Here is a 22,808-nt window from a genome sequence, read left to right on the forward strand (position 1 = left end):
GGCAGGCGTTAAGCTGTGCCGACCGCCTCGGTGATACTGGCAAAGCCGTCCTGTTTGAGCAATTTGGCCAACTGGCAGTTCAACGCTGAGGCGATGGCCGGGCCTTCGTAGATCATCGCGGTGTAGAGCTGGACCAGCGACGCACCGGCGCGGATCCGTTCATAGGCATCTTCTGCCGTCGCAATGCCGCCGACGCCGATCAGCGGGACTTTCCCGCCGCTGGCCTTGCGGAAATCCTTCAGCCGTTGCAGCGCGAGGCTCTTGAGCGGTGCGCCGGAGAGACCGCCTGTTTCCGACTGGTTGGCCGACTTCAGGTCGGGCCGGGTGATGGTGGTGTTGGAAATGATCAGCGCGGCAATCTTCTGCTCCATGGCGACATCGACGATGTCGTCGATATCTGCCGGTTCGAGATCGGGGGCGACCTTCAGGAAGACCGGGGTTTTTGACTTGCCCATCGCGTCCATCACCGCGGCGAGCAGTTCGGCCAGCGCGCCCTTGTCCTGCAGCGCGCGCAGGCCCGGCGTGTTGGGCGAGCTGATATTGACCGTTAGATAGTCGGCCAGCGGCGCCATGTTCTTCGCGCCGGTGACATAGTCGGCGATCCGGTCGTCGCTGTCCTTGTTGGCGCCGATATTGATGCCGAGGACGCCTTGGCCCATCCGCCCGCGCATCTTTTTCAGGCGGGGCAGGGCTTCCTGCTGGCCGCGATTGTTGAAGCCGAGCCGGTTGATCACCGCCTTGTCCTCGACCAGCCGGAAGATGCGCGGTTTCGGATTGCCCGCCTGCGGCAGCGGGGTCAGCGTGCCGACCTCGGCAAAACCGAAACCCATGCGGATCAGCGCGTCGGGCACTTCGCCATTCTTGTCGAAACCGGGGGCCATGCCGATCGGATTGACGAAGTCGAGACCGGCGACGCGGGTGGCCAGAACCGGGTCGGACTTGGGGGCAGGGCCCATGGGGACGGTCTTCAGACCGGCAATGGTGAGACCGTGCGCGCGCTCGGCTTCGAGCGCGAAGATGAAGGGTTTTGCGAGATTGTAGAGCATGGTGGGGCTATGGCACTGGACAGGTTACTGCGCAATGGTGCTCCGCACTTGATGCGGAGCTTTTGGCGGCGGTAGCGCAATCTCTCTAGAGCTCCGCATCAAGTGCGGAGCACGGGACTGGAAACGCCGATATTATCTGCTACACGGCTCTCAGAAAAACATTGAGGAATATCCGATGATCGCCACCCCGCAATTTGACTTTCAGCTCGGCGAAATGGCCGACCAGATCCGCGACACCACCCGCCGTTTTGCCGAAGAGAAGATCATGCCGCTGGCCCAGAAAATGGACCGCGAAGACTGGTTTCCGCGTGAGCTATGGACGCAAATGGGCGACCTCGGTCTGCACGGCATCACGGTGGACGAGGAAGACGGCGGCCTCGGTCTCGGCTATCTGGAACATGCAATCGCGGTCGAGGAAGTCAGCCGCGGCAGCGCGGCGCTTGGCCTCAGCTATGGCGCGCACAGCAACCTGTGCGTCAACCAGATCCGTCGCTGGGCCAGTCCGGAGCAGAAGGCCAAATATCTGCCGAAACTGATCTCGGGCGAGCATGTCGGTTCGCTGGCGATGTCGGAGGCGGGTGCGGGCAGCGACGTGGTGTCGATGAAGCTGAAGGCCGAAGCGGTGCAGGGCGGCTATGTGCTCAACGGCACCAAATTCTGGATCACCAACAGCACCGATGCCGACACATTGGTCGTCTATGCGAAGACCCGTCCCGATGCGGGGTCGGGCGGGATCACCGCCTTCTTGATCGAAAAGGGCATGAAGGGTTTTTCCATCGGACAGAAGATCGAAAAGGTCGGGATGAAGGGCAGCCCGACCGCCGAACTGGTATTCGACGACTGCGAAGTGCCGGAAGAAAATGTCATGGGCCCGATCAACGGCGGCGTCGGGGTTCTGATGTCCGGCCTCGATTACGAGCGCGCGGTGCTGGCCGCGATCCCGCTCGGGCTGATGCAGGCCTGTCTCGACACGGTCATCCCCTATGTTCGCGAGCGCAAGCAGTTCGGCAAGCCGATCGGCACGTTCCAGCTGATGCAGGGCAAGGTCGCCGACATGTATGTGCGCCTGAACAGCGCGCGCAGCTATGTCTATAATGTCAACAAGGCCTGCGACGCCGGACAGACGACACGCTTTGATGCTGCGGGCGCGGTGCTCTATGCCTCCGAATGCAGCGTGCGGGTGGCCGAGGAATCGGTGCAGGCGCTGGGCGGCGCCGGCTATACCACCGACTGGCCGGTCGAGCGCTACTGGCGGGACAGCAAGCTGCTCGACATCGGCGCGGGCACAAATGAAATCCGCCGGATGCTGATCGGACGGGAATTGATCGGGGCGGGATAGATGAGCGAAACTGGAGAAGATAAGACCGGTACGGACGAACGTTCCAAACCATCTGTCCGTGCGCGTGCCGATGCGATCAAACCTTTTGTCTGCAAAAATTTGATTGCGGTGATCGAAGATCCTTCGAACATCAAAAACATTGGCACCGTCATTCGGAACGTGAACGCGCTCGGTGTTGAGAAGGTCTACATTGTCGATCCTCGAAAGGCGTTGCCGGATGATTGGCAGGACATGAGAGAAAACAAGTCACTGTCCAAGACATCGGTTTCGGCGGTTAAGTGGAGCTTTGTAAAGCGGTTTGATACGACTGAAGATTGTTTCAACCATTTGGAGCGGAAAAACTTTCATTCGATCGTCACCTCGCCTCATGTGAAAGGCATGGCTAATGTTTATCTCCATGAAGGAAAATTCACTGAACATGCAAAACTTGCGGTCTGGTTCGGGAATGAAAAGCGCGGAATCAGCGATTTGGCAATCCAAAGGAGTGATATGTGTGTCGCGATCCCGATGTTTGGGATGATTGAGAGTCTTAACCTTGGAACGTCATCGGGAATCGTGTTCTATGAAATTGCCAAACAGAGGCGTGAGTATCAGAGCAAATACAGGAAAAGGGACAAACGTGGTGAGCGTGCCAATCCCTTGCCGACGGTTATAGCCTCTGAAGGTGGCTAAAGAGCCTATCACCGATATCAGACCCGCAGGGTCTCCCATGGCCCGGTGATCGCATAGGTATAGCCCGGCTCCTGCACATTGACGAACAGGGTCGTGCCGTCGGGCGAGAAACAGGCGCCGCAGAATTCGCTGCGGTCCTTGTGTGCGTTGCGGGCAATGTCGTAGATTTTGCCATCGGGCGTCAGGCCGCGCAGATATTGGTCGCCGCGCCCGTCTTCGCAGAGGATGATATCATTCCACGGCGCGACCACCAGATTGTCGCACATGTCGAGGGAATCGGCGTTGGTGGATTCGAAGAACAGCTGCAACGTACCGCCTGCTTCTGCGCCTTCGTCCGGCGTGTAGCGCCAGATCTGGCCGACGCGCTGCGCGCCGCCTTCGGTGCAGGTGAAATAGAAATCGCCGGTCGTGCCATCGGTGCGCAGCGCATAGTCCAGCCCTTCGCCGCGCATGAACCGGGCAGCACCCGCCGCATGACCGCGTTTGGCCAGATCGCCGTCCGGCGCCTCGACATCTTCCAGATCGATCCACTCGACGACATGGTCCTGCCCGACAGCAAAGGGTTCCGTTGCATTGCCGCCCCAGTCCTCGGGCCAGTTGGATGTCACGGCGGATTTCCGGTTGGTAAGCGCCAGCGCCTGCAGGCGCCCGCCTTTCTCAAGTTCGCCGCGGACATTGGGAATGAAGCGATAGAACAGGCCGTCGCGCGCGTCTTCGGTCATATAGACAATGCCGGTTTTCGGGTCGACCGAGGCGGCTTCATGCGCGAAGCGGCCCATGGCTTTCAGCGGGATTGCGTCGATCAGGCCGGTCGCGCTGGACGGGGTTTCGAAGACAAAGCCGTGATATTTGCCCGGGCCCTCTTCGGGCTTGAGCATTTCTTCTTCGCAGCTGAGCCAGCTGCCCCACGGTGTCGGGCCGCCGGCGCAATTGGCCGCGGTACCGGTCAGCACCAGAAAATCCCGCTCCATGCGTTTGTGCTTCAGATCGTAGACCACCTTGCTCACGCCACCGAAAAAGGGCGAGCCGTCTTTTTTGCGGTCGTAGAGCTGGCTGTCGGAAACCCGGTCGAGCAATTCATTGCCCTTGCCGAACGGGCTGCCGACCGGAATGCTGTTCCAGTTTTCATGATTGCGCATCAAAATGCATTTGTCGCTGTCATCGGGATGGGCGAAACAGGCCATGCCGTCGGGACGGCCGGGGCGGTAGAAGCCGTCGGACATCATCCCGCCCGCTTCACTGATCAATGTATAGGAAAAGCCTTCGGGCAGATCGAGGCGCCTGGCCGGATCGGGAAGCAGGCTGAACGCGCGGTTGGCGCTGTGCGCGCGGGCGCATCCGGCCAGCGATACGGAGGCATAGAACAAACCTACAGCCTGCGCGGAGCGGATAAAATCTCTTCTGGATAAGGTCATCGTTCAATCTTCCTGTTGTCGGTGCTAGCATGGCGCAGTGCGAATGAGGCTGGCCCTTACAGACCAAAGAAAACAGATTTATGACTTACACCCTGATCACTGCAAACCGCAACTATTCGAGCTGGTCGCTGCGTCCCTGGGTCCTGATGAAGGCGCTGGATATCCCGTTTGAGGATGAAATCGTCTATTTCGAAGAGGATAATTACGAACGGTTCCGGGAATTTGCGCCCAATGGTCAGGTGCCCTGTCTGAAGGACGGAGACCGGACGATCTGGGATTCGCTGGCGATCATGGAATATCTGGCGGAGCGGCATCCGGGCTGCTGGCCGGAAGATGAGGCGGCGCGGACATGGGCGCGTTGCGCGGCGGCGGAAATGCACGGAGGCTTCGCGCCGCTGCGCAATATCTGCCCGATGAATATCGGTGTGCGGGCCGATTTGCACCAGATCGAGCCGGGCCTGCAGCGCAATATCGAGCGGATCGGCGAGCTGTTCGCGCAGGGGCTGGATGATTTCGGCGGGCCGTGGCTGGCGGGGGAGCGGTTCACGATTGTCGACGCCTATTATGCGCCGGTCGCCTATCGGGTGCGGAGCTTTGATCTCGATATTGGTGTGAAAGGCCGTGCGTGGGTCGATCATATCATCGCCCATCCGGCGATGCGGGAATGGGAACGGCAGGCGCTGGCCGAAACGCAGCGCGAGATCGGTCATGAGGAGGAAATTGCCGCGGTGGCCACGGTGACGGCGGATTATCGGGCGGGTTAAGGTCGGGGAGTAGCCGTTGGTCGCCAGGCGTGGTTCGACAGGCTCGCCACTAACGGGGAATGGTCGGCGCGACTTTGTGCTCCGCACTTGATGCGGAGCGCTGGAGGCCAGAGATGGCGTTGTGACGGCACGGCTCCGCATCAAGTGCGGAGCACAATTTTGTTGCCAGGCTGGTTCCCGGATACGGTCTCTAAACTTGACTGAATCCCGGCCTTCCGGCAAAGGCGCCACATTCCAATGTTGCATCGCAGCATATCCCAGATATTGACGAAGGACAGCCCATGGCAATTCACAGCGATTTTCAGCGCGACTGGTTGTCCAATCCGAAAACCGAATTTCTGGCCGGTCTGGTGGTCGCGCTGGCGCTGATCCCCGAGGCCATCGGCTTCGCGATCATCGCCGGGGTTGATCCGCGGGTCGGGCTTTATGCCAGTTTCTCGATCGCGGTGATCATATCGCTGGTCGGCGGGCGGCCTGGCATGATCAGCGCGGCCACCGCGGCGGTAGCGGTGCTGGTGGTGCCATTGGTGCGCGACCATGGCGTCGAATATCTGTTCGCCGCGACGATTTTGATGGGGATTTTCCAGGGAATCGCGGCGCTGCTGCGGCTCGACCTGCTGATGCGCTTTGTCTCGCGCTCGGTGATCACCGGCTTTGTCAACGCGCTGGCGATCCTGATCTTCATGGCGCAGATCCCGCAGATGACGGGCGAGGCCTTTACCGTGCAGACCTATGTGATGATCGCGGCGGGACTGGCGATCATCTACGGCCTGCCCAAGATCACCACTTTGGTACCGTCGCCGCTGGCGGCGATCGTCGTGCTGGCCGGGGTCAGCATGTATTTCCGCGCCGATGTGTTTACCGTCGGCGACATGGGCGAACTGCCCGACAGCCTGCCTTGGCTGCATATCCCGCAGGTGCCGGTCACCTGGGAAACGCTGCAGATCATCGCGCCCTATTCGCTGGCGATGGCGGCGGTCGGTCTGCTCGAGTCCTTGCTGACGGCCTCGATTGTCGACGACATGACCGAGACCCGCAGCGACAAGAAGCGCGAAACCTATGGCCAGGGCATTGCCAATTTCGTTACCGGCTGGATCGGCGGCATGGGCGGCTGCGCGATGATCGGCCAGTCGGTGATCAATATCAAGTCGGGCGGCCGGCGGCGGCTGTCGACTTTTGTTGCCGGTGTCATGCTGCTGATACTGATCGTCGGGCTTGGCCAGTGGGTCGCGCAAATCCCGATGCCGGCACTGGTTGCGGTGATGATCTTTGTCTCGATCAGCACCTTCCGATGGAAAAGCTTCACCGAAATTACCCATCATCCCTGGCCGTCCAACGTGGTGATGATCGCCACCGTGGTGATGGTCGTGGCGACGCATGATCTGTCGATCGGCGTCCTGACCGGCGTGCTGCTGTCCGGCATCTTCTTTGCCTGGAAAGTGCGGCAACTGGTCACGATCCAGGATTTCGTCGAGGTCACAACGCACCGCTATGTGTTCGGCGGCCAGATTTTCTTCGGCTCGGTCGACATGCTGTACGAGGCGATGGAGTTTAACGAGGAAGGCATCGACAAGGTCATCATCGATGTCCACGACGCGCATTTCTGGGACATCAGCGCGACCGGCATGCTCGACAAGATTGTTGACCGGCTGAAAAACGAGGGCAAGACGGTTGAGCTGATCGGCATGAACCAGGCGAGCGCTACTCTGGTCGAGAAATATAGCGAGAATGACAAGCCGTTCGAAAGCCTGGGGGTCGTCGGGCACTAGCGGTTCGCCCCGGGGTGTGCCCGTGCGCTGGCAGGGGCGCTGATTGTGAAGTGTTGCTGTGCTCCGCACCTGATGCGGAGCCATGGAGGCTGAAGATTCCGTTTGGCCACAGAGTTTCGCATCAGGTGCGGCGCACAATGTTCTGTTGACCAGGCCCCGCCATTGCCGCACATCTGCGGAAAAGTTTTAAAGGAGCCCCACATGATCAAGCTGCACCATCTCGAATTTTCCCGCTCGTCGCGCATCATCTGGCTCTGTGAGGAGGGCGGGATCGAATATGAGATGATCCGCTATGCCCGCGATCCGGCCACCCGGCGTTCGCCGCCGGAACTGGGCGAGATACACCGGCTGGCCAAGGCGCCGACGGTGGAAGTGGACGGCCATGTGATGGTCGAATCCGCCGCGATCATCGAATATCTGGTCGAGCGGCACAGCGATGGTGCGCTCGGCGTCCCGGTCGATCACCCGGAGCGGGCGAAATATCTCGAATGGCTGCATTTTGCCGAGGGCACGATGGGAATGAGCTTCATCATTACCGGCATCGCGCCGATGGTCGGTGGACTGCCCGATCTTCTGGGCGGGTTTCTGAACGCAGAAGTGGCGAAGCTGCTCGACCATCTCGAGATCGAGCTGGAAGGCAAGGACTTCCTCGTCGCCGACAAATTTACCGGCGCCGATATCAACCTGCATTATATGCTGGAGGGCCGTGCCGCGCTGGGGCAGCTTGACAGCCGTCCGAATTGCAAACGCTATTTCGAGACTTTGGCGGCGCGGCCGGGCTATCAGAAAACGGTGGAACTGGGCGGGCCTGTGTTGTTGCCCCGGCCGCGTTGAGCCATGGCTAAAATCGAAGGCAGACTGGCGACCGGCGGTCTGCTGGCCATTACGCTGTCCGCCTTTGCCGGCAATTCGCTGCTGGCGCGTGCCGCCCTTGCGGGCGAACAGATCGACTGGGCCGGCTATACGATAGTGCGGCTGGTCGCGGGGGCTATCGTCCTCGCGCTGCTGATCGGGAAGCAGAAAGGCCAGTCCGTCCGGCCGCAGCGCCGCGACCTCGTCGGCGCGCTGTCCCTGTTTGTTTACGCCGGGGCTTTTTCCTGGGCCTATATCGGTCTGGATGCGGGGCTCGGTGCGCTAATCCTGTTTCCTGCAGGGCAGATCACCATGCAGGTCATCGGTCTCACCCGGCAGATTATCCCGTCGAAAGGACAATTGGCCGGAGCGGCTATCGCTCTGGTCGGTCTGGTCTATCTGATGATGCCCGGCGCAACGGCGCCGCCGCTGCTGAGCACGGTGGCGATGATCTGCGCAGGGATGGCGTGGGGCGTATCGAGCTGGGCAGGAAAGACAGTTGGCGACCCGTCGCTGACCACGGCGCGCTATTTCATCGGTGCCAGCCTGCTGACCTTGATGCTGTTCCCCTTCGTCGACTGGTCCATGTTCACCGGGACGGGCGTCCTGATGGCGGTGATTTCGGGTGGTGTGACGTCGGCTCTGGGTTATGTCCTGTGGTATATGATGCTCGCCCGCATATCGATAACCAGCGCCGCCGTATCGCAACTATCGGTTCCCGCTATCGCCGCTCTGGGGGGTGTGATCTTGCTGGGCGAAATATTGACAGCGCGATTGCTGATCGGAGGGCTGATAATTCTCGCCGGTATCGGGCTGACCAGTTGGGCGTCGATCAGGGGTGGCCGGACCTAACCGGCCGCATCCCGTACAATCGCAACCCCGGCCTCGCGTTGCGCCCTGAGTTCCGCCTTCAGCTTTGCCGGATCGCGGGCGAAGACAAAACCGAAGCTCACGCCGCCTTCTTTGCCAATCGTCGCATGATGGAGCTTGTGGGCCTGTACCAGCCGCTTGGCATAGCCGCGCTTCGGCACATATTTGAAATAGCGCTGGTGCACCAGGCCGTCGTGGATCAGGGTGTAGATGATGCCGTAGAACAAAATGCCAAGACCAACCCATGTGCCCGGCTCCCACGCCGCTGCGCCCATGATCAGGGGGCTGCCGATGGCGAACATCGAAATGCTCATCACCGCGCCGGCGATGCCGTAAAGGTCGTTTTTCTCGAGCTTGTTGTCATGCGGCTCGTGATGGTCGCGGTGCCAGCCCCAGCCGAAACCGTGCATGATATATTTGTGGCTCGCCCAGGCGACACATTCCATCGCGATGACGGAAGCCAGGACGGTGGCGAGGATGGCGAGCAGGCTCATTATTCCTCATCCAATCTGCGTATGCGCGGTTGACCACCGCTAACTTCAGTCACCCACTGCAACTCATTCTGCGTCGTGATTACGTAAAGCGGCTTTTTGGCGGCAAATACGGAAAAGACGTGAATCTCGGTCGGGACGGGATCAAGGAAATGTGTAATGCCAAACGCGACAGGTTCGTTTTTCTTGTCTCCTTTGACAGGCATGTCGAAGCAGCTGTTCATGAATTTTCGTTGGTCAATCACTGTGCCATTTTCCACCGAAAAACGATAATGCCCTCCCAGCGGAATCGAATCCCAGCCGGTCTGCGGCGTCAGCAAATAGACCAATATGGGGTCGCCTGCTTTCGCGGCAGGCAGGGTAACCAGATTAAAAGGGGATTTGCTGCACCTCTCCAGAGCCGATGCATCAATTGCTCTGCTCGCATCTATCAGTTCAATCTGTGTCGCACTCAATTCAGCCTCCTCACCGGCCAAAATCCTGCGATCGCTAACCTTGCCATCGCCCCAGACCGCCGAATATACGCCCTGCAAACGGTCACCTTCGGGTTTCCAGAAGGTCACCAGCAGGCCGGTCTCCACGTTGGTGACGACCCATCCGCGGATTCCGCTGCCGTCCAGATCCTCGATATCTTCCCGCATTGCGTCGGTCGTGTGCCAGGCGGCCTGATCGTGGCGATACAGATCGAGCCCGCGGTCCAGGGCCAGCTGCAGCGCCTGGTCTTCGGTGCTGGATCCGGCGTTATCCTGCGCCAGGATTGAGGTGCCGGACAGGGCCAGCAGGGCGATCAGGAGGGAGCGAATGATAATCATCTGGCGAAGATAGGCCCATTTGAATGGCAATTGAAGCCACTTCTGACTTGCGCGGCCAATTGATCTGATTAAACGAAACCCCATATCGGGAAAACAGGACCTTATGACAAAAGCAAAAACCCTCTACGAGAAAATCTGGGACGCCCATGTCGTCGATCAACGGGATGACGGAACGGCGCTGATCTATATTGACCGGCATCTGGTCCATGAAGTGACCAGCCCGCAGGCCTTTGAAGGACTGCGCAAGGCGGGCCGCAAGGTGCGGCGACCGGATCTGACGCTCGCGGTTCCCGATCATAATCTGCCCACCACGGCGCGGCTCGATGCGCAGGGCAACAAGATTCCGATCGCCGATCCGCAGAGTGCGGCGCAGCTGGAGGCGCTGGAAGCCAATGCGCCGGCCTTTGGCATCAAATATATCGGTGCCAGCGATATCAACCAGGGCATTGTCCATGTCATCGGTCCGGAGCAGGGTTTTACCCTGCCGGGCACGACCATGGTCTGCGGCGACAGCCATACCGCTGCGCACGGTGCTTTGGGCGCGTTGGCCTTTGGCATCGGCACCAGCGAAGTCGAACATGTGCTGGCGACGCAGACGCTGCAGCTGACCCGCTCGAAATCGATGGAAATCCGGGTCGAGGGGCTGCTCGGTCCCGGTATCAGCCCGAAAGACCTGATCCTGCATATCATCGGCGTGATCGGCACGGCGGGGGGCACTGGTCATGTTATTGAATATCGCGGCGAAGTATTTGAACAAATGTCGATCGAGGGCCGGTTGACCGTCTCCAACATGTCGATCGAAGGTGGCGCGCGCGCCGGCCTGATCGCCCCGGATGAGAAGACCTTCGCCTATCTGAAGGGCCGTCCGATGGCGCCCAAGGGGGCTGACTGGGATGCGGCGCTGGCCTATTGGAAGACTCTGCCGACCGATGAAGGTGCGACATTTGACAAGAGCGTGACGATCAACGCCGCCGACGTGTCGCCGACCGTGACCTGGGGCACCAGCCCGGAAGATGTCGTGCCGGTGAATGGCGTGGTACCGTCGCCGGACAGCTTCGCCGATCCGTCCAAGCAGGATGCCGCGCGCAAGTCGCTGGATTATATGGGGCTTGAAGCCGGTCAGGCGCTGCAAGATGTTGCGGTGGAGAATATTTTCATTGGCAGTTGCACCAACAGCCGGATCGAGGATCTGCGGGCCGCTGCCTCGATACTGGACGGGCGCAAGAAGGCCGACAATGTCAAATGGGCAATCGTCGTGCCGGGCTCGGGTCTGGTCAAGGCGCAGGCCGAAGCCGAAGGGCTGGACCGGATATTTACCGAGGCCGGCTTTGAATGGCGCGAGCCGGGCTGCTCCGCCTGTCTCGGCATGAATCCCGACAAGGTGCCGGCAGGCGAACGCTGTGCATCCACTTCCAATCGCAATTTTGTTGGACGGCAGGGACCGGGTGCTAGGACGCATCTGATGTCTCCGGCCATGGCCGCAGCAGCGGCGGTGACGGGAAAGCTGACCGACGTGCGCGAACTGACGAAATGAGAGGTTGAAATGAGCGACGACAATAAAAAGGACGCACCGTCCACGAAGGATGAGGATTCCACCGACAATGATGCCGGCAAATGGTCGACCGGGGTAAAGGTCGGTGCGGCGATCGGGTCGGCTGCGATAGCCGCCGCGCTTATTTACGCCGGCCGGCACCAGATGAAAAAACATGATGATTTCAAGGCGGCAAAGGGCAAGCCGCTGCCGAAATATGAAAATGAACCGGATTATGATGACGACAGCGAAACCGGCTCTGTCAACAAAAGCGAAGAAAAATAAAGATGAAACCTGTCAAACATGTTGAAGGCCGCGCCATTCCCTTTGGCCAGAAAAATGTCGATACCGATGTCATCATCTCGGCCAAATGGCTGAAGACGATCTCGCGGGAAGGCCTCGGGGAAGGCGCGTTCGAGTCGATCCGGGCGAAGGAAGGCAATGTTTTTGACGATCCGGAATATGCCGGCGCCTCGATTCTGATCGCCGGTGACAATTTCGGTTGCGGATCAAGCCGTGAACATGCTGCATGGGCGCTGGACGACATGGGGATCAAGGCCGTGATCGCGCCGAGCTTTTCCGACATTTTTGCCGGCAATGCGTTCAAGAACGGCCTGCTGGCTATCGCTCTGCCGCAGGAAGCGATCAACCGGTTGATGGAGGTTGCCAAAACCGACCCGATCACGATCGACATGGAGAGCATGAGCGTAACCACGCCATTCCAGGACCGTTTCCCTTTCGACATGGATCCCTTCCGCCACCAATGCCTGGTAGAGGGGCTTGATGAAATTGACCTGACATTGGCGAAATCCGATGCCATAGAGCGGCACGAGAAACATAATGATTCTGCTCAGCCCTGGCTCAAGCCGGTGGCTGCCTAGCGGCAGAAAACAATTCCAAGGAAGGGAATGATATGAAGGCTTTGATGTCAACCAAAGTGGGCGGACCCGATACGCTTGAAATGCTCGATGTGGCCGATCCGGTCGCAGGCAAGGGGCAGGTTCTGATCGACGTCAAAGCCTGTTCGATCAACTATCCCGACGTTTTGATCATCCAGGACATGTACCAGTTCAAGCCACCACGGCCCTTTGCGCCGGGCGGCGAAGTGTCCGGCGTCATTGCCGCTGTCGGGGAAGGTGTTGAGGGTCTGGCGGTCGGTGACCGCGTCGCGTCGACCACTGGCCACGGCGGTCTGGTCGAAAAGGTTGTTGCCGACCAGAACAGCGTGTTCAAAATTCCCGACAGTGTCGGCTTTGAGGACGCGTCGGCGCTGCTGCTGACCTATGGCACATCGATTCACGCGCTGGTTGATCGCGGTCATATCAAGGAAGGGGACACGCTGCTGGTCCTTGGTGCGTCCGGCGGTGTCGGCATTGCCGCCGTCGAGCTCGGCAAGGCCTTTGGCGCGCGCGTTGTTGCTGCCGTCTCGTCCGAAGAGAAAGCCGCCTTCGCGAAAGAAGCGGGTGCTGACGAAACCGTGGTTTACGCACGCGCTCCGTTTGACAAGGACCAGTCCAAGGCGCTGGCCGCCCAGTTCAAGGCCGCCGTCGGCCCCAATGGTGCCGATGTGATCTATGATGCGGTTGGCGGTGACTATAGTGAGCCGGCTGTCCGCTCGATTGCCTGGGAAGGCCGCTTTCTCGTAGTCGGTTTCCCGGCCGGGATCGCGAAATTGCCGCTCAATCTGACCCTGCTCAAATCCTGCGATGTCTGCGGTGTGTTCTGGGGGGCTTATGCCATGCGCGACCCGAAGGGCAATCGCGCCCATATCGACCGGTTGTTCAAGCTCTGGGATCAGGGCAAGATCCAGCCTCGCGTGTCGGAAGTCTTCGCGTTTGAAGATGCCGGGCAGGCCATCCAGAAAATGGCAGATCGTGGCGCTATCGGGAAATTGGTGGTAAAGGTCGCCGATTGATTGCCCCTCGGCACTTGCGGCGGGCTTTGCTGATGCCTATTTTTATACCAACTCAGTTCAAGGGAAGCTCATGACAGATTTTAAGGATCGCGAACACGCATTTGAAACGAAGTTTGCGCGCGACGAAGAAATGCAGTTCCGGATCACCGCGCGGCGCAATCGCCTGCTCGGTCAATGGGCCGCAGAGAAGATGGGGCTGACCGCTGAGGAAACCGATGCCTATGCAAAGGAAGTCGTGGCGGCTGATTTTGAGGAAGCGGGCGATGAAGATGTCGTTCGCAAGCTTCTGGGTGATCTGACCTCCGCCGGCGTCGACATGGACGAAGCGGCCATTCGGACCGCCCTGTCCGACAAGATGGTAGAAGCCCGCCGCCAGTTTATCGAAGAGGCCAGCTAAGCCCGATGCCGATGGCCAGCGCAGATATCGAGGCAATGATCCTGGAAGCCTTTCCCGACGCATCGGTAGAAATCACCGATCTTGCCGGAGATGGCGATCACTATGCCGCAAAGGTGAGCTCCGCTTCCTTTGCCGGGATGAGCCGGGTCAAGCAGCATCAAGCGGTCTATGCTGCACTGAAGGGAAAAATGGGTGGTGAACTGCACGCATTGCAGCTCACCACAACGGTTCCCGAATAGGAGAATATATATGAGCGATGTAAACGCGAAAATCGAATCCGTGGTTACCAGCAACGACGTGGTGCTGTTCATGAAGGGTACGCCACTGTTTCCACAATGCGGCTTTTCAAGCCGCGCCGTTGCGATCCTCGAACATCTGGGCGTCGCATTTGAATCGTTCGACGTGTTGCAGGACATGGAAGTCCGCCAGGGCATAAAGGAATATTCCGACTGGCCGACCATTCCGCAGCTTTATGTCAAAGGCGAATTTGTCGGTGGCAGCGATATCATGATGGAAATGTACGAGGCTGGAGAGCTCGGCGAATTGATGGCCGAGAAAAAGGTCGCTCCCGCCGAGGCCTGACCCTGATCCCGGAAGGGATGTGATGAAATAAAAAACGGCTCGGTCTAGGAGGACCGGGCCGTTTTTCTTTGGGGTAAGTTTCGTCGAATTCGGTAATGAAAGGGGGCAACGAAGACCAGTAAGTTTGCCCCCCTCATTATACCTCCTGCAAGGAGGATTTGGGTGTGAAGTATTAAAGACACCAAACAGGTTGCATCCCCTGTGCCAGTTTCACAAAATCCCCGTCTTTCAAAATCTTAAATGGTTTCGGCCCTGTTAACGGTTGTAAAATTGTAAGATATTCCGACAAGCGTCGGTTTTCGACCAACGACCGCTGACCATCCACCAGCGACATCGATCCCGCGATTGACTGTTTACATCCGTAGTCGATGAAACTACAAATGTAGTCACTGACGAGTCAAAAAGGGAGGGACCGGAACCGTGACCGAGCGCATTAGCGATGCTGAACATGCCGTCATGGAAGTCCTGTGGAAGCGCGCTCCCCTGACCGCAATGGAAGTGGCGGAACAGGTTGTTGCGGAGAAGGACTGGTCGCTTCAGACGGTCAAGACCCTGTTGTCCCGGCTGGCCGCAAAGGCAGTGGTCGGCACCGAACTCGACGGTCGTCGGTTTCTCTATTCTCCGCTGGTGGAACGGGATGATTATCTCACCGGCGTATCACGAAATTTTGTGGATCGGCTTTTCGGGGGAAAGGTCACACCTTTGGTTGCGCATCTGGCGGAGGCCGATGAACTGAGCGCCGACGACATCCGCGAAATCGAAGAGCTTTTGAGGGAGTTGAAAAAATGAGCGGCGAACTGAACCAATGGATTTGGGATACCATGGTGTCGATGACCTTGCTGATGCTGCTGGTGTTGATGATCCGCAAACCGGTCAGTCATTTTTTCGGGGCGCGCATAGCCTATCTGTTGTGGATATTGCCGCTCGCCCGCCTGTTCATGCCAACGCTGACGCTCGAGGCACCCGCCGTCTCCGAGCCCGCCGCCGCGCTGGCGCCCATGGCGCTGGGTTCGGAAATGGTTGCCACCGTGCCGGTAGAGACTACCGCCTTCAGCGCGATGGCGTCTTTCGACTGGTCGATGATCGCAATCGTCATCTGGCTTGGCGGGGCGGGCCTGCTGTTCATCAGCAAGCTGGCGGCCTATCTGCAGTTCCGGGAGGATATCGTATCCGACGGACGCCTGATCGGACGGCACGAGAATATCAAAATCCTGGAAACGGCGGCGATTAGCGGTCCGCTGGCGTTCGGCCTGTTTGAAAAATATATTGCGGTTCCGACGAATTTCTTCCGCGACTATGCGCCGCGCGAGCGAGACCTGGCGCTGGAGCACGAGATTGCCCATCATGAATCGGGCGATCTGGCGGCCAATTTTGTCGGGTTGACGATATTGGCGCTGCACTGGTTCAACCCGGTCGCCTGGTTTGCCTGGATCGCATTCCGGCAGGATCAGGAAACCGCATGCGACGCGCGCATCATGGCGCAAAGCGGCCGCGACGTCCGCGCTGTCTATGGCCGGACGATTGCCAAGTCGGCATCCGGTCACCGTCTGGGGCTGGCCAGTCCGCTGAACCAGAAAGACAAGATAAAGGGACGCCTCAAGATGCTCGGCCGATCGGAGAAATCTTCGCTGAGGCGAAAGCTGGGCGCCGGACTGGTTGCGGTTGCCACGGTGGTGACATTGCCGCTGACCGCGACCGTTACCTATGCAGAGGCGGTTCAGCCGCTGGACGTTCCGGAGCCAATGGCACCGGTTGCGCCGCTCGCGCCGTCGGCACCGCTGCCACCCGCGGCGCCTGTCGCTCCGGTTGCCCCTCTAGCCGACAGCGACACGGTCAACATCACGATGCTCAACGGCCGCAAGAATTCCGATTTGTCGAAAGATTATGTGCACAAGGTCAAGCATGATGGCCGTACTGTCATCCTGCGGACCGACAAAAAGCTGAGCAAGACAGAAATTCGCGAGATGGTTGCCGAAGCGGAAAAATCCCGGCTCGCGGCGGAAAAGGCGTTGCGCGACGAAGGACTGGACCGCAGGGACATGGAAGCGAGCATGCGCGAGGTCGAGCGGGATCTGGCGCTCGCCGAGAAAGAAATGAAGCAGGAGTGGCGGGAAGCGCAGCGAGAGGTCCGTGAAGCGATGCGCGAAGCCGAGAAAGCCCGGCGCGAGGCTCTGGCGGAAGCCCGGGAAGCGCAGCGGGAAGCCAGAGAAGCCAAGCGCGAAGCGGCTGAAGAGATGACACCCGTCTCCCGCATCTCGTCGATATTCTATAGCAAGGGAAGCACGGCGTCCTCTGCAACCAGCGTCAAGGTCAACGGCCCCGATTGCGTGGCGATGAACAAGCAGATCGCCATGGGCGGCGAGAATGGACTGGCGACGCAGGCCTGGGCCGTGGTGGCCGGATGCGGCGGGTTTGAGGTCAAAATCGACAAGGCCGCGATCCTCGGCGCAGCGTTGAAGGGGCTGAAAAAAGAACGGGCCGAGGCGGAAAAATGTGATGACAGCGATGTTGAGCGCACGAAAAAGATCCAGGAAATCGACCGCAGCATTGCGAAGGTAAAAGCCCAGCTGGCGATGATATAGGCCGGGGAAACCGTGTATCACGGGGCATGAGGGCGGTTCGTTTCGCGGACCGCCCTTTTTCGTGGTTGTTTTATGGGCTGGATATGCCACATCATTGCCATGGACTTTGACCCTTCGAAATATCCCACCGGTCTGTGCGAGCAGATGGAACCGCTGGTCGCCCGCGTACTGGCCGGCAATCCCAGCCCCTACACCTATACCGGCACCCAGACTTATATTGTCGGCAATGGATCGGATCGCGCGGTGATCGATCCCGGCCCGGCGATTGACGCGCATATCGATGCGATTATCGCAGCGGTCGGCGAGGCCAAGATCACGGCAATCATGTGCACCCACACCCATCGCGACCATAGTCCCGCCGCCGCGCCGCTGGCAGCGCGCACCGGTGCGCCGATCATTGGCTGCGCGCCGCTGGTGCTGGCCGACGACGGGCCGCGCGCCGACGAGAGTTTTGACAAGGAGTATCAGCCGGACCGCGTGCTGGCCGATGGCGAGACGGTTTCCGGTGACGGCTGGACCATCGAAGCGGTGGCGACGCCGGGGCACACGTCCAATCATCTCTGCCTCGCGGTGCCGGAATCCGGTGCGATGTTTACCGGCGATCATGTGATGGCCTGGTCGACCAGCGTCATTGTCCCGCCCGATGGCGATATGGCCGACTATATGGCAAGCCTGCAGAAGCTTTATGAACGCGAGGACAAGGTCTATTATCCCGCCCATGGCAAGAAGGTGACCAATCCGCGCCAGCTCGTGCGCGGGATGATGGGCCATCGCAAGCAGCGCGAACGGCAGATATTGAAGCTGCTGGAGGAAGGCCCGGCGGTGATCACTGACATGGTTCCGCGCATGTACAAGGGGCTCGATCCGCGGCTCAATGGTGCTGCGGGTCAATCGGTGCGCGCGCATCTGATCGACCTCAAGAAAAAGGGACAGGTGACGCAGTCTGGTGACGTCTGGGCGATGGCCGGATGACGGTCGAAATGTCACGCCGCCTCTGGATTGCGGTCGCGGTTGCCGGCGTGATATTCATCATATTGGGCGCGCTGGCATGGTTGCTCTTTGCGCGGGTCGAAACCAGCATCGCCCCCGATCCGATGTCGATTGCCGATGCCAGCCTGACCCATATGCAGGAGCAGAACCGGCTGACAGTCTTCTCCGCCAGCTACAATGCCACTGTCACCACCACGTTGAGCAGGCTCGGGCTGTCCGCGCGGAAAACCCTGATCATGCCGGGAACGGTGCGCTACGAACTGGATCTGGCCAAGCTCGGTGCTGATGATGTCCGCTGGGACGCGCGGGACAACACGCTCTATGTCGAGATCCCGGCGATCGAAATCGCCCGGCCCGAGGCCCATATCGACCGGATCCAGACCTATGATGATGGCGGCATTTTGATGGCGCTTACCGACGCGGAAAATGTCCTCGATCAGGCCAACCGGAAGAAGGGCGTTGCAGAACTGGCCGAACAGGCAAAAAATCCGGTACAGTTGCGGCTCGCCCGAGAGGCCGCGCGCCGTGCCGTCAGGCATAATTTTGCGGTGCCGTTGCAGGCTGCTGGTGTGGAAGCAAAGATTGACGCCTTTTTCCCTTACGAGCGTAGCCGCTACAAGGAACGGTGGGACTATTCGCGGCCGATCCGGGAGGTGCTGGCGGAGCAGAAACAGAAAAGGGAAGCGGGAGAGTGACGATGCGGGACATGTGGGTGGCGATCATGCTGTCGGGACTGATGCTGACCGGATGCGAACGCAGTCCGCAGCCGGAACCACAGTCGGAAATCGCCGGATTTGTCCTGCCGGAACCGATTTCCAACAATGCCGTGGCGGTTGCCGACGGACCGGACGGCCCGACCCTCTATAGTTTCAACGGGCTGAAAGCGGGCAAGAGCTGGAAAGACACGAGCAACGCTGCCTTTGCCTGTGTGCTCGCGACGGAGACCTGCAAGATCATCGCGTCCGTCCCGGTCAAGGAAGGACGGCTGGCCAGTGCCGCGGTGACTGTGGCGGGGAAAATCTATATTTTCGGTGGCTATACGGTTGCGGCCAACGGCGACGAGCTCTCCACGCCGGAGGTTTTTGCCTTTGACCCGGCGACCGGGCGCTACGAGCCAGTGGCCGACATGCCGACCCCGGTCGATGACGCGCTCGCTGTGCCTTACCAGAACCGTTTCATCTATCTGATCTCCGGCTGGCATGACGAAGGCAATGTCAGTGTGGTGCAGCTGTTCGATACCCAGACCGGTGCCTGGACCGAGGCCACGGCCTTTCCCGGCACGCCTGTCTTTGGCCATAGCGGCGGCATAGCGGGCAACAGCATCATCGTCAGTGACGGCGTGGCGTCCGTCTTTGCCGATGGCAAACGCAAATTTGTCGCGGCGAAGCTGACCTGGCGCGGCGATATCGATCCCGAAAATCCAACGCAGATCAACTGGCGCGGCGTCGACGCCCATTCCGGCCTGGCGAAATACCGGATGGCGGCAATCGGTGACGAAGCCGGCGAGCGGATCATATTTGCCGGGGGCGGCGACAATCCCTATAATTATGACGGCATCGGCTATGATGGCGTGCCGGCGAAGCCATCGGGCGGCTTTTTCGCCTATGACCTGAAAAGCGACCGGTGGATTGAACTGGGACGGCTGGCAGAACCCAGCATGGACCATCGCGGTCTCGCGAAAGCCGGAGGATATTATTATATTCTGGGCGGGATGGATACCGAGCAGAAAGTGACCGACCGGATCGTGCGGTTTCGCGCCGCCCCCTGAATGGCGAATCGCCGTGATGGACATTTGTGTCTGACTGGCGCTATATTCGCGATTGATCCCGATGGGGTCAGGGTTGCTTCAAGGGGATTTTCTCGGGAGCTGCGAATATGGGGGTTACAGACAATATAGCGAGATCGGCTGCGCAGCCGGCGGCGGGCTTTGCGCGCGACCAGCAATTTTTTGTCCGGATGTCGATCGTCCTGGCTGCGGTCATCGTCTTCGGCTTTGCCCAATTCAGTGCGCGGGGCATGGTTGATTTGCCTGCTGTGCCCGTCTGGGTCCATTTGCACGCTGTCTTGATGTTGGCGTGGCTGGGGCTACTGGTTGCGCAGAATCTGCTTGTCCAGCGCGGCAATATCGCCCTGCATCGCAAGATTGGCTGGTTTGGCGGCGTCCTGGCGCTGACGATATGCGCCAGCGGATTTTACACCGGCTATATGGCGGTGCGGCTGCAACGCTTTCCGTCCTTTTTCGACAATAGCTATTTTCTGGCCCTGACCTTTGTCGAACTGGTCGTTTTCGCCGCCATGGTAGAATGGGCGATCGTGTTGCGGCGGCAGACCCAGTGGCATCGCCGGATCATGACCGGCGCCACTATCATCGCGCTGGAGCCGGCCTTTGGCCGCTTGCTGCCGATGCCGTTGCTCGGGGGCTGGGGCGAGTGGATCATATTGATTATCCAGCTGCTGTTCGTCGCCATATTGGCAAGGCACGACCGGACAATAGCGGGAGCGATCCATCCGGCAACGCTGGCAAGCGGTGTGATCGTGACCGCCGTGCACGTGGGGATTACCGGTCTGGCCCTCTATCCGCCGTTTCAGCAACTTGCTGATTCGATTGCCGCATCCGGCTGAGGCTGGCGGCCATGGCATGCGAATAATTTCGCCAATTTTCGTGCTGACGGGCGTTCGACACAAGACAAATGCCATTTCGCTTCCTATATGAACCGGGCACGCATGACAGAGGAATGAAAAATGGACGCACGTGGTGGAATTGGCGGCAGCCTGGCCGGGGTCGACATTGTCGAGGAAATCAACAAGCTGCGCAAGGAGCGCAATGCGATCATCCTCGCCCATTATTACCAGAAGCCGGAGATTCAGGATATTGCCGATTTTGTCGGCGACAGTCTCGAACTGTCGCGCAAGGCAGCGGAAACCGATGCCGACGTGATTGCCTTCTGCGGCGTGAAGTTCATGGCCGAAACGGCGAAAATCCTGTCGCCGGAGAAGATCGTCGTGCTGCCCGATATGGACGCCGGCTGTTCGCTTGAGGACAGCTGTCCGCCGGACAAGTTCAAGGCGTTCCGCGACGAGCATCCCGATCATATCGCGCTGACCTATATCAACTGCTCGGCCGAGGTGAAGGCGCTGAGCGACATCATCGTCACCAGTTCGTCGGCGGAACATATTCTCTCGCAGATTCCGCTCGACCAGAAGATCATCTTTGGCCCCGACAAGCATCTCGGCGGCTATATCGCCAAGAAAACCGGCCGCGACATGCTGCTCTGGCCGGGTGTGTGTATCGTTCACGAGGCATTTAGCGAGACCGAACTACTCAAGCTGCAGGCGCAGCATCCTGGCGCTCCGGTGGCCGCGCATCCCGAATGCCCCGCCTATATTCTCGATCACGCGGATATGGTCGGCTCGACCAGCGCGATCCTGAAATATGCCAAGGAATTTGACGGCGACACGATCATCATCGCCACCGAACCGCATATCATCCACCAGATGGAAAAAGCGGTACCGGAAAAGAATTTTATCGGCGCGCCCGGTGCGGACGGCAACTGCAACTGCAATATCTGCCCCTATATGGCGCTGAACACGATGGAGAAGCTCTATGTGGCGCTCCGCGATCTGGAGCCACGCATCGAGATGGACGAGGAACTGCGCCTGCAGGCCCGCAAGTCGATCGACAAGATGATGGAAATGGCGAGCGCGACGGTCGGGCAGGGGGACCTGGGGCCGGCTGATCTGGCGCATGAGGGGTAGGTTTTCCAGCCACTCATGGTAGTGATTTTCCAGGATCAGTGGAACCGTAGTCCGGAACGGGCATATTTAGGGGTGGAAATCGCGTAATCTGGATTCCCGCCTTCGCGGGAATGACACAGCTGTTAGGGACTAGAGCTCTCTTGTCATCCCCGCGCAGGCGGGGATCCAGTTGGCGCTATCTTTCGGCCCTATCATCCGTTGAGCGTGTCAAACAAGTCATCCCAGTCCGGATTGCTCTCCTCGATCAGCCGCAATTTCCATCCTCGGTTCCATTTCTTGAGCGCCTTTTCACGGGCGATGGCATCGCGGACATCGGTAAACGGTTCGATATGGACCAGCCTCGTCACGCGATATTTCTTGGTAAATTCTGAAGCTTTGCCGTTTCGATGGGCGAAGATGCGGGCGGCGAGATTGCTGGTGACACCGATGTAGAGTGTCCCGTTCCGTTGGCTGGCGAGAATATAGACGTAATAGGTGCGGGGCATGGCCTGCTCTAGCTGGATTCCCGCCTTCGCGGGAATGACAAACGGGTGGAACGGATTAACAGTTTCGGTCAGCCCTTGGCCTTTTTACCCCGCCATCACCCGCTTCACCACTTCCGGTTCGGCGCGGATGACCTTGAGATAGGCGCGGACCGCGGGCGGGGGCATGTGGCGGCCGATTTCATATTGGCGGATATTGGCCAGCGGAATGCCGTAGGTTTCGGCAAATTCCTTCTGCGTCATGCCGAGGTCATGACGCAGCACCCGGATGAAGCGGCCCATATGCGCACGTTCCAGACCAGCGACGCTGACGTCGAAATCTTCCGGGTCATTGGGATCAGCGGGGATTGCGATCATAGTCTCTTTGTTCCCGGGCATTGCTCCTCCTTACCGAAATCAATCTTGTTGCCGGCCCGCGCTTGCTCGGTGAGAGCAAAGTCAAAATTCCTCAAATCAGATATGTGAAACACCCGATGTTCTCAAGCTGACCCCTTCGAAAAGTCATGACAGTTTCGGCCAGCCATGTTTGTCTTGAGCCCGGCG

General features: G+C 59.3%; 26 protein-coding genes. 20 read left to right on the plus strand and 6 right to left on the minus strand.

Going from position 1 to position 22,808, the window contains the following annotated elements; genetic code table 11:
• Nucleotides 1-8: 8 nt before the first annotated feature.
• On the minus strand, nucleotides 9-1,046 hold the full coding sequence (locus SPHFLASMR4Y_RS15845; protein WP_089134411.1) for a quinone-dependent dihydroorotate dehydrogenase: 1,038 nt from the start codon (nucleotides 1,044-1,046) through the stop codon (nucleotides 9-11).
• A 175-nt stretch (nucleotides 1,047-1,221) separates the two neighbouring features.
• Here SPHFLASMR4Y_RS15845 and SPHFLASMR4Y_RS15850 point away from each other — a divergent pair, with 175 nt between their 5' ends.
• Entirely contained in the window at nucleotides 1,222-2,385 is a 1,164-nt protein-coding gene (locus SPHFLASMR4Y_RS15850) for an isovaleryl-CoA dehydrogenase (RefSeq protein ID WP_089134412.1), read from the plus strand.
• Nucleotides 2,386-3,057, plus strand: coding sequence for a TrmH family RNA methyltransferase (locus SPHFLASMR4Y_RS15855; protein ID WP_089134413.1), 672 nt, complete (start codon nucleotides 2,386-2,388; stop codon nucleotides 3,055-3,057).
• A 17-nt stretch (nucleotides 3,058-3,074) separates the two neighbouring features.
• Here the strand turns inward: SPHFLASMR4Y_RS15855 and SPHFLASMR4Y_RS15860 are convergent, their stop codons facing one another.
• Nucleotides 3,075-4,472: an alkaline phosphatase PhoX gene (locus tag SPHFLASMR4Y_RS15860; protein WP_089134414.1), complete on the minus strand. Its 1,398-nt coding sequence runs from the start codon at nucleotides 4,470-4,472 to the stop codon at nucleotides 3,075-3,077.
• A gap of 80 nt (nucleotides 4,473-4,552) precedes the next feature.
• On the opposite strand from SPHFLASMR4Y_RS15860, the gene SPHFLASMR4Y_RS15865 reads away from it, so the two are divergent.
• The 4 genes from SPHFLASMR4Y_RS15865 to SPHFLASMR4Y_RS15880 all read left to right on the plus strand — a co-directional run bounded on the left by SPHFLASMR4Y_RS15865 (nucleotide 4,553) and on the right by SPHFLASMR4Y_RS15880 (nucleotide 8,709).
• A complete protein-coding gene (locus SPHFLASMR4Y_RS15865) occupies nucleotides 4,553-5,236 on the plus strand; it encodes a glutathione S-transferase family protein (RefSeq protein WP_089134415.1) in 684 nt (227 codons plus the stop codon).
• 281 nt (nucleotides 5,237-5,517) lie between these two features.
• Nucleotides 5,518-7,005 carry a SulP family inorganic anion transporter gene (locus SPHFLASMR4Y_RS15870; RefSeq protein WP_089134416.1) on the plus strand — a complete coding sequence of 496 codons (1,488 nt, stop codon included), beginning with the start codon at nucleotides 5,518-5,520 and terminating at the stop codon, nucleotides 7,003-7,005.
• A gap of 201 nt (nucleotides 7,006-7,206) precedes the next feature.
• Nucleotides 7,207-7,839 carry a glutathione S-transferase family protein gene (locus SPHFLASMR4Y_RS15875; protein ID WP_089134417.1) on the plus strand — a complete coding sequence of 211 codons (633 nt, stop codon included), beginning with the start codon at nucleotides 7,207-7,209 and terminating at the stop codon, nucleotides 7,837-7,839.
• Between the two features lie 3 nt (nucleotides 7,840-7,842).
• The gene (locus tag SPHFLASMR4Y_RS15880) at nucleotides 7,843-8,709 is read left to right on the plus strand and encodes a DMT family transporter (RefSeq protein ID WP_089134418.1); all 867 of its coding nucleotides are present in this window, start codon (nucleotides 7,843-7,845) and stop codon (nucleotides 8,707-8,709) included.
• Here SPHFLASMR4Y_RS15880 and SPHFLASMR4Y_RS15885 read toward each other — a convergent pair.
• Nucleotides 8,706-9,221 carry a sterol desaturase family protein gene (locus tag SPHFLASMR4Y_RS15885; protein ID WP_089134419.1) on the minus strand — a complete coding sequence of 172 codons (516 nt, stop codon included), beginning with the start codon at nucleotides 9,219-9,221 and terminating at the stop codon, nucleotides 8,706-8,708. The two genes, SPHFLASMR4Y_RS15880 and SPHFLASMR4Y_RS15885, sit on opposite strands and share 4 nt — an antisense overlap.
• Nucleotides 9,221-10,060, minus strand: a complete 840-nt coding sequence (locus SPHFLASMR4Y_RS15890) for a hypothetical protein (RefSeq protein ID WP_145955573.1) — start codon at nucleotides 10,058-10,060, stop codon at nucleotides 9,221-9,223. Before SPHFLASMR4Y_RS15890 ends, SPHFLASMR4Y_RS15885 begins: the two co-directional genes overlap by 1 nt.
• A gap of 73 nt (nucleotides 10,061-10,133) precedes the next feature.
• On the opposite strand from SPHFLASMR4Y_RS15890, the gene leuC reads away from it, so the two are divergent.
• The 14 genes from leuC to nadA all read left to right on the plus strand — a co-directional run bounded on the left by leuC (nucleotide 10,134) and on the right by nadA (nucleotide 21,783).
• Complete coding sequence (leuC, locus tag SPHFLASMR4Y_RS15895; protein WP_089134421.1) at nucleotides 10,134-11,564, plus strand: 3-isopropylmalate dehydratase large subunit; 1,431 nt, start codon at nucleotides 10,134-10,136, stop codon at nucleotides 11,562-11,564.
• Between the two features lie 9 nt (nucleotides 11,565-11,573).
• Nucleotides 11,574-11,846 (plus strand): hypothetical protein, encoded by a 273-nt coding sequence (locus tag SPHFLASMR4Y_RS15900; protein WP_089134422.1) that lies wholly within the window; start codon nucleotides 11,574-11,576, stop codon nucleotides 11,844-11,846.
• Nucleotides 11,847-11,848: 2 nt separating this feature from the next.
• Nucleotides 11,849-12,442 (plus strand): 3-isopropylmalate dehydratase small subunit, encoded by a 594-nt coding sequence (gene leuD / locus SPHFLASMR4Y_RS15905; RefSeq protein WP_089134423.1) that lies wholly within the window; start codon nucleotides 11,849-11,851, stop codon nucleotides 12,440-12,442.
• Between the two features lie 32 nt (nucleotides 12,443-12,474).
• On the plus strand, nucleotides 12,475-13,476 hold the full coding sequence (locus SPHFLASMR4Y_RS15910) for an NADPH:quinone oxidoreductase family protein (protein ID WP_186265977.1): 1,002 nt from the start codon (nucleotides 12,475-12,477) through the stop codon (nucleotides 13,474-13,476).
• A 70-nt stretch (nucleotides 13,477-13,546) separates the two neighbouring features.
• Nucleotides 13,547-13,873 carry a DUF1476 domain-containing protein gene (locus SPHFLASMR4Y_RS15915; protein ID WP_089134424.1) on the plus strand — a complete coding sequence of 109 codons (327 nt, stop codon included), beginning with the start codon at nucleotides 13,547-13,549 and terminating at the stop codon, nucleotides 13,871-13,873.
• A 5-nt stretch (nucleotides 13,874-13,878) separates the two neighbouring features.
• Nucleotides 13,879-14,112: a BolA/IbaG family iron-sulfur metabolism protein gene (locus SPHFLASMR4Y_RS15920; RefSeq protein WP_089134425.1), complete on the plus strand. Its 234-nt coding sequence runs from the start codon at nucleotides 13,879-13,881 to the stop codon at nucleotides 14,110-14,112.
• Nucleotides 14,113-14,122: 10 nt separating this feature from the next.
• Nucleotides 14,123-14,455, plus strand: coding sequence for a Grx4 family monothiol glutaredoxin (gene grxD / locus SPHFLASMR4Y_RS15925; RefSeq protein ID WP_089134426.1), 333 nt, complete (start codon nucleotides 14,123-14,125; stop codon nucleotides 14,453-14,455).
• Nucleotides 14,456-14,875: 420 nt separating this feature from the next.
• Nucleotides 14,876-15,244, plus strand: a complete 369-nt coding sequence (locus SPHFLASMR4Y_RS15930) for a BlaI/MecI/CopY family transcriptional regulator (RefSeq protein WP_089134427.1) — start codon at nucleotides 14,876-14,878, stop codon at nucleotides 15,242-15,244.
• Complete coding sequence (locus tag SPHFLASMR4Y_RS15935; RefSeq protein ID WP_089134428.1) at nucleotides 15,241-17,037, plus strand: M56 family metallopeptidase; 1,797 nt, start codon at nucleotides 15,241-15,243, stop codon at nucleotides 17,035-17,037. The genes SPHFLASMR4Y_RS15930 and SPHFLASMR4Y_RS15935 overlap by 4 nt, the downstream gene beginning before the upstream one ends.
• Nucleotides 17,038-17,136: 99 nt before the next feature.
• A complete protein-coding gene (locus SPHFLASMR4Y_RS15940; protein WP_089134429.1) occupies nucleotides 17,137-18,009 on the plus strand; it encodes an MBL fold metallo-hydrolase in 873 nt (290 codons plus the stop codon).
• Entirely contained in the window at nucleotides 18,006-18,722 is a 717-nt protein-coding gene (locus SPHFLASMR4Y_RS15945; protein WP_260807005.1) for a DUF4230 domain-containing protein, read from the plus strand. The genes SPHFLASMR4Y_RS15940 and SPHFLASMR4Y_RS15945 overlap by 4 nt, the downstream gene beginning before the upstream one ends.
• 2 nt (nucleotides 18,723-18,724) lie before the next feature.
• Nucleotides 18,725-19,795, plus strand: coding sequence for a Kelch repeat-containing protein (locus SPHFLASMR4Y_RS15950; RefSeq protein ID WP_089134430.1), 1,071 nt, complete (start codon nucleotides 18,725-18,727; stop codon nucleotides 19,793-19,795).
• A gap of 107 nt (nucleotides 19,796-19,902) precedes the next feature.
• Nucleotides 19,903-20,649 (plus strand): adenylate cyclase, encoded by a 747-nt coding sequence (locus SPHFLASMR4Y_RS15955; RefSeq protein WP_089134431.1) that lies wholly within the window; start codon nucleotides 19,903-19,905, stop codon nucleotides 20,647-20,649.
• A gap of 120 nt (nucleotides 20,650-20,769) precedes the next feature.
• Nucleotides 20,770-21,783 (plus strand): quinolinate synthase NadA, encoded by a 1,014-nt coding sequence (gene nadA, locus SPHFLASMR4Y_RS15960; protein WP_089134432.1) that lies wholly within the window; start codon nucleotides 20,770-20,772, stop codon nucleotides 21,781-21,783.
• 191 nt (nucleotides 21,784-21,974) lie between these two features.
• On the opposite strand, the gene SPHFLASMR4Y_RS15965 is transcribed toward nadA, so the two are convergent.
• Nucleotides 21,975-22,268 carry a GIY-YIG nuclease family protein gene (locus SPHFLASMR4Y_RS15965; RefSeq protein ID WP_089134433.1) on the minus strand — a complete coding sequence of 98 codons (294 nt, stop codon included), beginning with the start codon at nucleotides 22,266-22,268 and terminating at the stop codon, nucleotides 21,975-21,977.
• Between the two features lie 84 nt (nucleotides 22,269-22,352).
• Entirely contained in the window at nucleotides 22,353-22,643 is a 291-nt protein-coding gene (locus tag SPHFLASMR4Y_RS15970) for a helix-turn-helix domain-containing protein (protein ID WP_089134434.1), read from the minus strand.
• Nucleotides 22,644-22,808: the final 165 nt, after the last annotated feature.

This window comes from Sphingorhabdus sp. SMR4y, from assembly GCF_002218195.1.
In the GTDB taxonomy this organism is placed as follows: Bacteria; Pseudomonadota; Alphaproteobacteria; order Sphingomonadales; family Sphingomonadaceae; genus Parasphingorhabdus.